The 13,058-nt window shown below is 38.8% G+C and carries 9 protein-coding genes and 1 pseudogene; 6 read left to right on the plus strand and 4 right to left on the minus strand.

What is annotated here, in order from left to right:
• Positions 1-12: 12 nt before the first annotated feature.
• Positions 13-2,777: pseudogene (locus tag QLG01_RS17395) on the plus strand (M1 family metallopeptidase).
• Between the two features lie 95 nt (positions 2,778-2,872).
• Here the strand turns inward: QLG01_RS17395 and QLG01_RS17400 are convergent.
• The 3 genes from QLG01_RS17400 to QLG01_RS17410 form a co-directional block, all read right to left on the minus strand.
• Positions 2,873-3,457 (minus strand): aminodeoxychorismate/anthranilate synthase component II, encoded by a 585-nt coding sequence (locus tag QLG01_RS17400; protein WP_224970566.1) that lies wholly within the window; start codon positions 3,455-3,457, stop codon positions 2,873-2,875.
• Positions 3,458-3,752: 295 nt separating this feature from the next.
• Entirely contained in the window at positions 3,753-5,555 is a 1,803-nt protein-coding gene (locus tag QLG01_RS17405; RefSeq protein ID WP_282497023.1) for an aminopeptidase P family protein, read from the minus strand.
• On the minus strand, positions 5,552-7,111 hold the full coding sequence (locus tag QLG01_RS17410) for a peptide MFS transporter (protein ID WP_282497024.1): 1,560 nt from the start codon (positions 7,109-7,111) through the stop codon (positions 5,552-5,554). Before QLG01_RS17410 ends, QLG01_RS17405 begins: the two co-directional genes overlap by 4 nt.
• Positions 7,112-7,841: 730 nt before the next feature.
• Between QLG01_RS17410 and glnA the strand changes: the two genes are divergently transcribed.
• From glnA to QLG01_RS17435, 5 genes are all read left to right on the plus strand, one after another.
• Positions 7,842-9,257 (plus strand): type I glutamate--ammonia ligase, encoded by a 1,416-nt coding sequence (gene glnA, locus QLG01_RS17415; RefSeq protein WP_171056845.1) that lies wholly within the window; start codon positions 7,842-7,844, stop codon positions 9,255-9,257.
• Between the two features lie 126 nt (positions 9,258-9,383).
• Complete coding sequence (locus QLG01_RS17420; protein ID WP_004790961.1) at positions 9,384-9,893, plus strand: chorismate lyase; 510 nt, start codon at positions 9,384-9,386, stop codon at positions 9,891-9,893.
• Positions 9,890-10,768, plus strand: a complete 879-nt coding sequence (ubiA, locus tag QLG01_RS17425) for a 4-hydroxybenzoate octaprenyltransferase (protein WP_282497025.1) — start codon at positions 9,890-9,892, stop codon at positions 10,766-10,768. Before QLG01_RS17420 ends, ubiA begins: the two co-directional genes overlap by 4 nt.
• Before the next feature lie 112 nt (positions 10,769-10,880).
• Positions 10,881-12,188 (plus strand): lipase family protein, encoded by a 1,308-nt coding sequence (locus tag QLG01_RS17430; protein WP_282497026.1) that lies wholly within the window; start codon positions 10,881-10,883, stop codon positions 12,186-12,188.
• Positions 12,189-12,291: 103 nt separating this feature from the next.
• A complete protein-coding gene (locus tag QLG01_RS17435; protein ID WP_151766924.1) occupies positions 12,292-12,492 on the plus strand; it encodes a hypothetical protein in 201 nt (66 codons plus the stop codon).
• A gap of 11 nt (positions 12,493-12,503) precedes the next feature.
• Here the strand turns inward: QLG01_RS17435 and QLG01_RS17440 are convergent, their stop codons facing one another.
• Positions 12,504-12,947, minus strand: coding sequence for a DUF2726 domain-containing protein (locus tag QLG01_RS17440; protein WP_013197195.1), 444 nt, complete (start codon positions 12,945-12,947; stop codon positions 12,504-12,506).
• Between the last annotated feature and the right edge of the window lie 111 nt (positions 12,948-13,058).

Here is a 13,058-nt window from a genome sequence, read left to right on the forward strand (position 1 = left end):
AATGATGTATGGATGCAGCGAAGTGGTACAGCATTTGCTGCATCTTTTTATTTAAAACTACAGAGGATAGATCCCTTATGTTGGTCAAGCCTTCATTTAAAAAAAGATTACTACTTACAACATTATTATCTTTATCGGCAACACAGATTTTTGCATCGAATAACAGTGAACAAATCCCGATTGGTAAATTACCCGAGTGGGTCGTACCCGAATCTTATGATTTAGATTTTAAGATTGATCCCGCACAAAAAGGCTATACCGGTACAACTACTATTCATTTAAAGCTGGCTCAAGCCACAGATCACATCTGGATTCATGGTAAATCTTTGACGGTGAAAGATGTGAATATCACATCGGCAGAGGGCGTCCAAACCAAAGCAAAATATGAGCAAGCCTCTGAAGTTGATGGGGTAAGTAAAATTAAATTTGCCAAGACTTTGCCAGCAGGTCAGTATCAACTCGTTCTAGATTTTAATGCAGCGTATGACCAGCAACTTGACGGTATTTATAAAATCGAGTTTGAAGGCAAGCCTTATGTCATGACACAAATGGAAGCAATTAGTGCACGCCAGTCATTCCCATCATTTGATGAGCCACGTTTTAAAACGCCGTTTAATATTCGTTTGACGATTCCAAGCAAATATTCAGGTTTTGCCAATACCCAACAAACGTCAGAGCAAGCAGAAAAGTCGGGTTGGAAAACACTCAGTTTTGCACAAACTAAACCATTGCCAACTTATTTACTTGCATTGGCTGTCGGACCGTGGCAATTACAAAAAGGGCCAGATATTGGGACAACTTCATGGCGTAAGCAGCCGATTCAGTTACGTGGTATTGCGCCCGATGCTAAAGCTGAAAAAATGCAGCATGCCTTATCTGAAACGCCAGCCATTTTAAAAACTTTAGAAGATTATTTTGCCTTTGGTTATCCATTTGACAAGTTAGATTTACTTGCAGCACCAGACTTTGCAGCTGGTGCAATGGAAAACCCGGGGCTGATTACTTTTAGAGACTATCTAATGTTGCTAGATAAGGACTCGCCAGTCTCTTTTGTACAGAATTCATTTAACGTCAATGCACATGAGCTGGCGCATCAATGGTTCGGTGATGTGGTCACGATGCCATGGTGGGATGATCTGTGGCTTAATGAATCTTTTGCCACATGGATGCAAAGTAAAATTACTCAAAAACTACATCCTGAATTTAATGCTGATCTAGAACGTATTGCAGATACTGCTGATGCGATGAAAAGTGATAGCTTGGTAAGTGTACGTCGTATACGTCAGCCTATTTTAAGCAATGCCGATATTCAAACGGCTTTTGATGGCATCACTTACCAAAAAGGTGCGGCTGTTTTAAATATGTTTGAAAGCTATTTAGGCGAAGAAAAATTCAAACAAGGCGTACGCAATTATATTAATAAGCACCAATATGGTAATGCAACAGCCAATGATTTAATTAGCGCTTTAGCAGAGCAGTCTGGACAAAGTGAGCGCTTTGCTAAAGCGATGAAAAGTTTCCTTGATCAACCGGGTGTACCTTTAATCAATACTTCACTACAGCAAGAAGGCAATAAAGTCTTTTTAAATGTGAAGCAAACTCGTTATTTACCTGTGGGCTCAAAAGGTGATGCAAGAAGCCTCTGGGGCGTACCGTTATGTGTACGTTATGAAGTTCCAAATGCAGCCAGTAAGGTCCAGTGTGAGCTGGTAGACCAAGCAGAAGCTAAGATTGAACTCAAAGGTGCTAGCCTTGGCAGTTGGTATATTCCAAATGCAGATGCGGCAGGGTATTACCAATTTAGTTTGCCTCAAAAAGAATTTATTCGTCTGACTGCTGCTACAGAGAAGCTTTCTAACAGTGAACAGTTGGCCTACGCCTATGCGATTTCAGCGGCATTTAACCATGGCGATATTAATTTATTGGCTGTCGTAGATGCTGCGAAGAAATTTGCCAATTCAAATAGCCGACAAATTAGTACAGCGCTGTTTTCTCAGTTAAGTACCATTCATCGTCATGTATTGAAAACTGACGCTGAACGTGAACATTTTAGAAAAGTCTTGGCCAATTTATATTTACCTAAATTAAATCAGTTGGGTTATGTCAGCAAAACAGGTGAATCAGCCGAAGACAGTTTATGGCGTAGCGAGTTAGTGAAGTTTCTTGCTTTAGATATTCAAGTTCCAGAAGTCCGTACACAACTGTTAAAACAGTCAGATGCTCTATTTGCTCAAAAGCAGCTTAACTTTGCGCAAGTAACCCCTGAATTATTACCAACTATTTTAGCTGTACGTGTACAAGAAAAAGGCCAACCTGCTTTTGATCGTTTATCTGGAGAGCTACAACACGTGACTCAACCGACACAACGTCTTGCGATTCTTACGGCACTAGGTTCAGCAAATCAAGAAGCAACACGCCAACAAGCACGACAGTTGATTTTAAACCCGCGTGTTAAAGTCGGTGAAGTTCGTACCGTGGTTAACTCCATCAATAATTATGGAGATGAACAAGGTGGCTTATGGTCTTGGTTTAAGGTAAATCATGACGCCGTGTTTGATCGTTTAGGTAAATCTTCGGCTGGGCGTTTTCCTGCAATGTTCAGTGGGGCAGCATGTACCCAACAACAAGCGGCACAGTTAAATGACTTTTTTGCACCACGAACTAAAGAATTGGTCGGGGTGGAAAGAGGATTGAAACAGACCAAAGAGCGTATTCAACTCTGCGAATCTTTGGTGGCAAAACAAGATGGATCAATTGTGCAGCAGTTAAAGTTGTAATTGATTCAAGCATGAAAAAAGCCAACTGATCGTAGTTGGCTTTTTTATTCAGTTTCTTATCAAATTACTTTTAAAATAATCTATTTACGGCTGCCTTATGCATAGATATCTAAAAAGTTTTTAAAGATTTGATGGCCATGTTGACTCAAGATTGATTCAGGATGGAACTGCACGCCTTCAACAGGAAGTGTCTTATGTTTAACACCCATAATTTCTTCCATTGAGCCATCTGCTTCATTGGTCCAGCAGGTTACTTCAAGGCAGTCAGGTAGTGTTTCCTGATCGATCACCAAAGAGTGATAACGAGTTGCCGAGAATGGGCTAGGAAGATTACTGAAAATACCCTTATTGCTGTGGTACATATCAGATAAACGTCCGTGCATTACTGTTTTGGCTCTTACAATTTTTCCGCCAAAAGCTTGCCCAATACTTTGATGGCCTAAACACACGCCAAGCAAAGGAATTTTTCCGGCAAAATGGTTAATTGCAGGAATTGAAATACCAGCTTCACTTGGAGAGCAAGGGCCAGGACCAATCACGAGATATTTTGGTTGCCATCGTTCAATATCCTCTAATGTGACTTGATCATTGCGAACAACTTTTACTTCCTGATCCAACTCGCCAAAATACTGGACGATGTTGTAGGTAAAAGAGTCGTAATTGTCGATCATTAGAAGCATGATGAACTTAACCTCATGATAGTTAATATATATTTAATAAGTGACTAAAATAGTTACCCATATTGATACCCGTTTCCAGAAAAGGCTTTTAGATTTGAAATAAGAAGCCACTTTCTAATCGGCTAATATAGCAAAAAAAGAAGTAACCAGTTTAACTATTTCATTCGTTAGAAATTTGCGAAAAAAACGATTTTGAGAAGTGAGCCTTTTTGAGATGATAGATAAGTACGGCTCAGGCAAAATAAGCTTTTTATTAGAAATAGAAAATTATTCTGCCTGAGTTAAAAAAAGAAGATTAAATCGCTCTAGTGTTATAAATCAGCCAGTCTAAAACATCGCCAGACAAGTGTTCAGCTAGTCTTTCCTGAACAGTTTGATGGTAACGATTTAACCAGTCTTTTTCTTCATTATTAAGCATATCAACAACGATACAATCTAAATGAATCGGGCAAAGGGTCAGCGTTTCAAACTCTAAAAATTCACCGTAAGTTTTTTCAAATCCAGAGTGAAGTTTGTTTGCAACCAGATTTTCAATGCGAATACCATATTGTCCCTCATGGTATAAGCCCGGCTCGTTAGAAATAATCATTCCTTCACGTAACTTACTATAAGCATGTATAGGCGCGTAATAAGAAAGAACTTGCGGACCTTCATGAACGTTAAGTGCAAAGCCTACGCCGTGGCCTGTTCCATGTCGATAATCTAAACCATGTTGCCATAAAGTATTACGACAAATTGAATCGAGTAGAGGAGCAGCTAAACCTTCTGGATAAATCGTTTTTGCCAAAGCAATGTGACATTTTAAAACTAAGGTGTAGTCACGTTTTTGTTGCCCTGTTGGCGTGCCTACAGGAACAACACGAGTAATATCCGTTGTTCCATCTACATATTGACCACCTGAGTCAATGAGTAATAGACCATCGCCTTCGATAAATGAATAGTGCTCTTCAGTTGCACGATAATGAGGTAGAGCACCATTAGCATTAAAGCCAGCAATCGTTGAAAAACTCGGCCCTATAAATCCATCTTGCTGCGCACGGAAAGCTGTAATCTTTTCATCAATAGTGAGTTCTGAAATGCTTTCACCATGATGAAGTGCTTTCTCTAACCAGTGGAAAAAGTGGCAAAGCGCGACTCCATCTTTAACCATTGCATGACGGATATGAGCAATTTCGCTTTCATGTTTACGCGATTTTAAAAGTGTACTCGGGTTGATGTCATATACAACCCGAATATCTTTTGCGATGGCTTGTTCATGAAAAATCGAGACTTTGGCTGGATCTAAAAGTACTGAAACATCAGAAATATTTGCTAAAAACTGAGCTGTATCTTGGTAGTTACGAATTTCAATACCATCGGCTGCCAAAGCTTGCTGAATGCTTACATCAACTTTTTCAGCATCAATAAAAAGAACAGTTTGTTTTGCACTGATATATAAATGTGAAAGGAACACAGGGTTATATTCTACATCTTGCCCACGTGCATTTAAGATCCATGCAATATCATCTAAAGATGAAATAAAATGGCCCGCAATATTCTTACTATGTAAAGTTTCACGAATAGCCTGAATTTTCTCTTTACGAGATAGGGCATTTAACTCTTCAGGCATGAGATGAATTTTCTTTGATGGAAGTTCTGGGCGGTTTACCCAAATCTCTCCAACTAAATCTTGCTGGGTTTCGAGTTTATAATTATTAACTCGTGCAGTTTGTTCGAGTGCCTTAAATTGCTGAATTGATAAGGTATGCCCATTTACTACAATAACTGATTCTGGTTGTAGATTATTTTCAATCCAAGCGAGATGCGTTGAAGATTCATCACTTGTTAATTTTTGAAGATCAAAGCCAGTTCCAACAAGCTGTTGCTCTGCTTGTACCCAATAGCGACCATCTGCCCAAAGGCCAGCAAAGTTTTGGGTTATGACGAGCGTACCAACCGAACCACTAAAACCACTTAACCACTGCCTTGCTTTCCAGTAGTCTGGTAAATATTCTGACATATGCGGATCGGCACTCATCACAATCAAAGCATCTACATGCTGATTGCGCATGAGTTCACGAAGTTTCTCAAGTTTTTCTGGAACAGTTAAAACGCTCATATAGTTTCCAACTCAGGTTGAACTTTACTGGTACTTTTGTTCATTAATCTATTGATAGGTTTCTTTAATAAAAATAACACGATTGCGCCAATCACTAACGCTAAAACACATCGCATAAATAGGGTAGGTAAATGATTAATGCCATCCGCCGATACGTGCCCGCCAATTAAACCAGCGATAAGATTACCTAAAGCTGAACCTGTGAACCATAGACCCATAATTTGACTACGTATAACATCAGGTGCAAGTTTAGTCATGGTAGATAGGCCAATCGGGCTTAAACAAAGTTCTCCGATAGTAAGTAGAAATAAAGTTCCGACTAACCAAAATGGTGAAACTAATCCACCTGCAATAGCAAAACGGCTTGCAAATGACATCAACAAGAAACCACCTGCTGCCAGTAAAAGTGCAATAATAAATTTGCTGATATAACTTGGGTCTTTATTTGACTTACCAAGTTTAGCCCAAAGCCATGCTGCAATTGGGGCAAAAATAATAATAAAGAGTGCGTTAATTGATTGAAACCATACTGCTGGAATCTCAAATCCGAAAACAATACGGTCTGTGTAATCTTGCGCAAATAGGTTAAAAGATGTTGGTTTTTGCTCAAAGGCAGACCAAAAAAGAGCTGATGTTGCTAATAAGACAAAGCAGATAATAATTTTAAATTTTTCATGTTTTTCTAAACCAAGGAAAAATAATAAATAGATAAAATAAGCGATAATTCCAACGCCGATTCCGACTGTTAAATAAGTTGCTACCGCGACTGGATTGATATGAATAACGCCAAAGAAAGTAAGAGCAATAACGACTGCAACAGATAGTAAAAATGAGAAAGCAATTTTTGGCGCATTTCTATTTTCTACGACAGGTTTATTCCAATTGTCAGTTTGCTGACGCAATTGATTGAATGATTGTAGTTGAGGAATGGCTAATGCACGGAAGATGAGTAATGCAATCAACATTCCAAGGCCGCCAATCCCAAAACCTAGATGCCAGCCATGATCGCGAGCCAATATGCCTGTAATAAGCGGGGCAATAAACGACCCCATATTAATCCCCATATAAAAAATGGAGAAGCCGGCATCTCGTCTACTATCCTGAGCTTTATATAATGTTCCGACAATCACTGAAATACAGGTTTTAAATAAACCTGAGCCAAGAACAATAAGGACTAAGCCGAAATAAAAAAAGAATTGATCAAAGATGGGGGTAAGCGCAATTGATAAATGACCTAAAGCAATAATGAGGGAGCCATACCAGACGGATCGTGCTTGACCTAACCAGTTGTCGGCAATCCAACCACCTAAAACGGTCATTAAATACATAGAGCCTGCAAATAATCCAACAATTGCGGCGGCAGTAGGACGATCAAGACCTAAACCCCCATCATTGACCATCGCGACCATATAAAGAACGAGTAAGGGGCGAATTCCATAGTAAGAAAAGCGTTCCCATAGCTCTGTAAAAAATAAAGTTTTTAAGGGTTTTGGATGGCCGAAAAAAGCTGTGTCACATTGTTCGAGTTCATGCTTCATTTCAAATCCTTTGAACATATTTGTAGTTTAATAAGCCAAACTTTTAGTTTGTTTAGTTATAAAAAAAAGTTATGTTTTATTTTTTAGATTTTTTTAAATTGAAAAGCAAGTTGGTCATGTATAAAAAAGGTATATAACAAATGGTAAAAAATCCCTTTAGTTTCTTACTGCACCAAAGCTGATCAAAACCTGTTTCACGGTAGAGAACTTGATAAGCGAAAGAAAACTAATTTTATAAAACTCCATTATTTATTGAGGTAAGGGATGATTCGATCGCTGACGTTTTTAAATTTTTAAGAACTATTTTTTGAAGAGATATTTGCATTAGAACTTTTGGCAAAGGCATGGATAGATATAGAAGGGGCAGCTAAAGGTTAAAATTTTATAAGTCATCTTTTATTATTTTCATTCATTGTAATAAGAAAGTCAGCTTTATATATTAGAAAGTATTATGATCATGAATGACTGTTAGATATTGATGCGATGATTCATATTGGCGCAACAATTTTGCACTAAATTAGGGCGATTGCGAACTATTCTTGTATGCCATAATTTGAAAATGTCTGAATATGGTGCATTTAACTATGCAAACAGTATAATGGGTTCAAGACAAGGGACCTAAATCATAGATAGTTATAAGCAATTCAATGTTTTAGGTAAGTCTTATAAAGTTGGTATGAGAATTGCTATATAAATACCAGCAATTAACACGCACTTAACAAGTGCAACAAAATTTCATTGGAGCAAAATGAGCATGGCGAACAAGGTCCTTCAACTCATACAAGAAAGTGGCGCAAAATGGGTCGATTTTCGCTTTACTGATACTAAGGGTAAAGAACAGCACGTAACTTACCCAGCTGATTCTATTGATGAAGATACTTTTGAAGACGGTAAAATGTTTGATGGTTCTTCAATCGCTGGTTGGAAAGGCATTGAAGCATCTGACATGATTTTACGTCCAGATGCAGAAACTGGTTTCATCGACCCGTTCTTTGCTGAACCAACTGTAGTTGTGACTTGTGACGTTATTGAACCTTCAACTGGTCAAGGTTATGAGCGTGACCCACGTTCGATTGCTCGCCGTGCAGAAGAATACTTAAAATCTACAGGTATCGGTGATACTGCATTCTTTGGTCCAGAACCAGAATTCTTTGTATTTGACGAAGTGAAGTGGGACATCGATATGTCTGGCGCTCGTCATACATTAATCGCTGAAGAAGCTGCTTGGTCTACTGGTAAAGATTACGAGTCTGGTAACTCTGGTCACCGTCCACGTGTTAAAGGCGGTTACTTCCCAGTTCCTCCAGTTGATTCTTCACAAGATATGCGTGCAGAAATGTGTGCAAAAATCGAAGACATCATGGGCCCAGGCCGTGTAGAAGTACATCACCACGAAGTTGCTTCTTGCCAGTTAGAAATTGGTGTGAGCTTCAATACACTTGTACGTAAAGCTGACGAAGTTCAACAGTTCAAATATGCTGTTTGGAACGTTGCTCACCAATATGCAAAAACTGCAACGTTTATGCCTAAACCAATGGTAGGTGATAACGGTTCTGGTATGCACGTTCATATGTCTATCTCTAAAGATGGCAAGAACTTGTTTGCTGGTGATGAATATGCAGGCCTTTCAGAAATGGCATTGTACTTCATCGGTGGTGTTATCAAGCATGCTCGTGCATTGAACGCAATCACAAACCCATCTACAAACTCATACAAGCGTTTGGTTCCTCACTTCGAAGCGCCAATCATGCTTGCTTACTCAGCACGTAACCGTTCTGCGTCTATCCGTATTCCATACGTTTCTAGCCCTAAAGGTAAGCGTATCGAAGCTCGTTTCCCAGACCCAATGATGAACCCGTACTTAGGTTTCGCTGCATTGTTAATGGCTGGTATCGACGGTATCCAAAACAAGATCCATCCGGGCGAAGCTGCTGATAAGAACTTGTACGATCTTCCTCCAGAAGAAGAAGCAAAAATCCCAACAGTTGCTCATAGCTTAGATATGGCTCTTGAAGCACTTCAAGCAGATCACGAATTCTTGTTAAAAGGTGGCGTGTTCACTAAAGAAATGCTTGATGCATACATCGAACTTAAAACTGAAGATGTACGTCGTCTTAACACGACTACTCACCCAGTTGAATTCGATATGTACTACAGCTTGTAATACATATTTTCATAAAAAAGCCTGCTTATGCAGGCTTTTTTATTGCTTGGAATGTTGATTGAATTCTCTACGTTTTTTATCAAAAAATTGGGGTAAACTAGGTGCGAGTTTTCATGTGAGCAGATTATGCGTAAACGACAACCGGTACTTAAACAGGAAAAGACTTTAAATCCTGAGTTGAAAACATGGTTGTATGCGTCCGGTTCTCTGACTCAACAATTGACTGAACTTGGTGGTGGCCAGTTTAGTGTAAAGCCCTTTCAAGAACATTTTCAGCGTTTAACTTTTGCAGATAGTCAGTGGATGAAGATGTCTCATGCTCACACTTCGTGGGTAAGGGAAACCTATTTATATGGCTGTGAAGCAGAGCCATGGGTGAAAGCAAAAAGTATTTTTCCAATTCAAAGTTTACAAAAAAAAGCCCGTATATTTCAGCACATTGGTTCTAAGCCAATTGGCTTTTTTCTATTTCAAAGAACAACACCACTTTGTGACCGCCGTGTCATTCGTTTGCCTGAGGGCTGGACACGACAAAGTTGCTATACTTGGCATGGATGTAAATTTATTGTTCAAGAAACATTCTTACCGGCTTTTGAAGCTTTTTTAAATCAGCAGCACGACAAGGAATTACTATGACGACTGCAACAGGTATAACATGGCGTCAGCGTTTAGAGGCTTATTATTATCTCTGTCGATTTGATAAGCCTGTTGGAACAGAACTGGTGTTTTGGCCAACCATGTGGGCACTTTGGATTGCAGCAGAGGGAATGCCACCTCTACATATTCTTTTGGCGATGGTATTAGGTACAATTTTTATGCGTGCCGCTGGCTGTGCAATTAATGATTTTGCTGATCGTAAAGTGGATGGTCATGTAGAGCGTACAAAAACACGCCCTTTGGCAACAGGGGTAATTCGTCCAAGAGAAGCGGTGTATGTATTTTTAGCATTAGTATTTGCCAGTGCTTGTACGTTGTTCTTTTTACCTATCGCGACGTTCTACTGTGCATTAGGAGGTTTAGTTTTAGCGTTTGTATATCCTTTCATGAAACGTTATACCCATTTGCCGCAAGTAGTTTTAGGTATGGCATTTTCTTGGGGTATTCCAATGTCATTTACAGCAATGGGTAAGCCTTTAGATATAACATGTTGGCTACTTTATTTTGGTAATTTGGCTTGGACAGTGGCTTATGACACTCAATATGCAATTACAGACCGTGAATATGATTTAAAGATTGGCGTCAAATCTACTGCTATTCTTTTTGGTCGATATGACATCCAAATTATTGCACTCTTACAGGCAACCAGCCTTGTTTTGATTGGGGCTGCACTGTATTTAGAAAATATCTTATTCCCATGGGCGATCATTGCTTTAATTGTTGTTGCATTTGATTTTGTATATCAAACAATTAAAACCAAAGACCGCAACCCCCAAGCATGTTTTTGGGCATTCCGTCACAATCGCTGGGTTGGATTAATCATTTTTCTAGGAATATTTTTAAATTTCATATAGTAAAAATGACCGCAAGGTTGAAAAGTGTTCTATGCAGAGCACTTTTTTTATGTCTTAATATTCGTGCATAAAAAAATATGCGGAATAAATAATACATAAAAAAGGATATTCTATGAAACGGTCAAAAATTGCTTTAGCTATAACATTATCGGTTTCAACATTATTTCTTGCAGCATGTAATGACAATGATGATGACTATGTTGGCGTAAACCCCGATAAAACTTATGTGTCTGAAAAAGCCTATTCTAAAGATAGCTTAAGCGGTGCTTCATCTATAAAAGTCATGACTTATAACATGGTCAATGTACAAGGAAAAACAGCTGAAGCAACTGCTTTGGTAATGTTCCCTAAAGCGACTCAGCCTAAAGATGGTTATCGCGTAGTGGTATGGGAGCACGGCACTGTAGGTGTAGGAGATAGTTGTGCCCCAAGCAATAATACGATTAATCCACGCTTTAAAATTCTAGCAGATACATTATTGGCAGCTGGCTATGTTGTGATTGCTCCAGATTATGAAGGTTTGGGTACGCGAGGCATGCATCCATACCTTAATTTAGGAAGTGAGGCTAAATCTGCAATTGCAGCAGTTAAAGCTGCAAAGGATCATTACGGTAGTCAGTTAAATAGTTCATGGATGTCAATTGGGCAGTCTCAAGGAGGCCATGCTTCATTAGGAACAGCTGAATTTGCTAATAACGATACTAATTATAAAGGAGCGGTTGCAACGGCACCAGCTTCCAGCCTTGGTTATATTATTTCTAAAGTTGCTCCGCAAGCAATTAAAGACATTCTTGATAAAGAGCAGGCTGGTACAGCACCTGTTGGTACGGCTGTAGAAGTGTATGCTGAGCTACTCGCGTATGCTGCATATACCACAGTAGGTATTACTGCTTATGAGCCTAAATTTAATTATCGTGAAATTTTCCAACAACGTTCTCAGAGTGTAGCTGAGTTCGCAGAAGGGACTACTGGTGAAAATGGCGTATGTTTAACTGATTTGCATAATAAATTTGCAGATGACATTCGAGATTTTCTTGCGACTAATACTGGCAAAACAGTTTTAGATTATCCTGGTTTAGCTGGTAACTTCCAAGAGAACCCAACTGTGAAAAAATTCTTGGCGGATAACCAACCTGCAACCAAAAAAATTAATTCACCGGTCATGATTGTTCAAGGTACTGCTGATATGGCTGTACCATATCCTGTTACTCTTGCCTTACAAGAGGGGCTTAAAAAAATGGGAACTGATGTGACATTTGTGCCTGTTCTAGGGGCTGCTCACACTCAAGCGATTGTATGTAGAAATGCTGAAATTTATCAATTTGTTCAATCTAAGATGCCAGCTAAAACAAATATCGTGCTTGATCCATCGGTAATCGATGCTAGTAAGAATGTTGAATGTACAGGAATAGCTCAATAATTTTTGTATTTAAAATATTCAAATTAAAAGGGTCCTAAAGAGGACCCTTTTTGTTATATTGTTACGCATTCTGAAATTGATATCGTTTGAGTTTGAAGTAGTCATGAGCCAGCAACCTGTTGAAAAAAAATCTGTTCCTTGGTTATTAATGGGATTAGGTTTGCTTATTCCTTTTTTAATTATTGGAATACTTTTCTTGGCTGCAAAAAGTGATGCTAAGACTAAAAAACAATATGAACAGCAACGTTTAGAGATGGAAAAAAGAATAGCTGAAAAAGAAGCAGCAAGTTCTGAAAAGAAATAATAACAGTGCTTTTAATGAATATCCTTTTGTAGCTGACGTACACTTGGGATGTTTGTATAGCGTCTTACTATATAACCTGCTTCTGTGAGCATTTGATCACGAATACGGTCTTCTTCTGCTTTTTCAAGATGGGTAGGGTCATCTAGCTCAATAATTGCGATGACTTCCATCTTGTCGTTAAGCACAACAAAGTCGGTTACTTTACGGTTGAACTGACTACGAATTTTATAGTCATTGCTGGTAATCAAAGCACTAAAAGCCACTTGTGCTAAAACATGATGACTTGGAAAACTTTGTTTTAAACGAATAAACATCTGAGTTTCAAAGTTGGTAATGACAGGACGAGCAAAGAATTTTTGTTTTGGAAATAAATAAGGGCGTAAACAAACAACAAGAAAAATGCAGGTGCTTAAGCAACCTAAAACAATAAAAAATAAGTGACTCGATTCGAACATGTGAAGGCATCATACAAATAAAAACCCACTCATGATGAGTGGGTTTTTAAGAATCTTGGCTCTCCAACCTGGGCTCGAACCAGGGACCTGCGGATTAACAGTCCGTCGCTC

The organism is Acinetobacter sp. V89_4, from assembly GCF_029967875.1.
Classification (GTDB): domain Bacteria; phylum Pseudomonadota; class Gammaproteobacteria; order Pseudomonadales; family Moraxellaceae; genus Acinetobacter; species Acinetobacter oleivorans.

Bases quoted from the DNA above. Each gene is read 5' to 3' on its own strand.
- glnA (WP_171056845.1), top strand. From the start codon at position 7,842: ATGAGCATGGCGAACAAGGTCCTTCAACTCATACAAGAAAGTGGCGCA.
- QLG01_RS17400 (WP_224970566.1), bottom strand. From the start codon at position 3,457: ATGCTTCTAATGATCGACAATTACGACTCTTTTACCTACAACATCGTC.
- ubiA (WP_282497025.1), top strand. From the start codon at position 9,890: ATGACGACTGCAACAGGTATAACATGGCGTCAGCGTTTAGAGGCTTAT.
- QLG01_RS17420 (WP_004790961.1), top strand. From the start codon at position 9,384: ATGCGTAAACGACAACCGGTACTTAAACAGGAAAAGACTTTAAATCCT.
- QLG01_RS17440 (WP_013197195.1), bottom strand. From the start codon at position 12,947: ATGTTCGAATCGAGTCACTTATTTTTTATTGTTTTAGGTTGCTTAAGC.
- QLG01_RS17435 (WP_151766924.1), top strand. From the start codon at position 12,292: ATGAGCCAGCAACCTGTTGAAAAAAAATCTGTTCCTTGGTTATTAATG.
- QLG01_RS17430 (WP_282497026.1), top strand. From the start codon at position 10,881: ATGAAACGGTCAAAAATTGCTTTAGCTATAACATTATCGGTTTCAACA.
- QLG01_RS17410 (WP_282497024.1), bottom strand. From the start codon at position 7,111: ATGTTCAAAGGATTTGAAATGAAGCATGAACTCGAACAATGTGACACA.
- QLG01_RS17405 (WP_282497023.1), bottom strand. From the start codon at position 5,555: ATGAGCGTTTTAACTGTTCCAGAAAAACTTGAGAAACTTCGTGAACTC.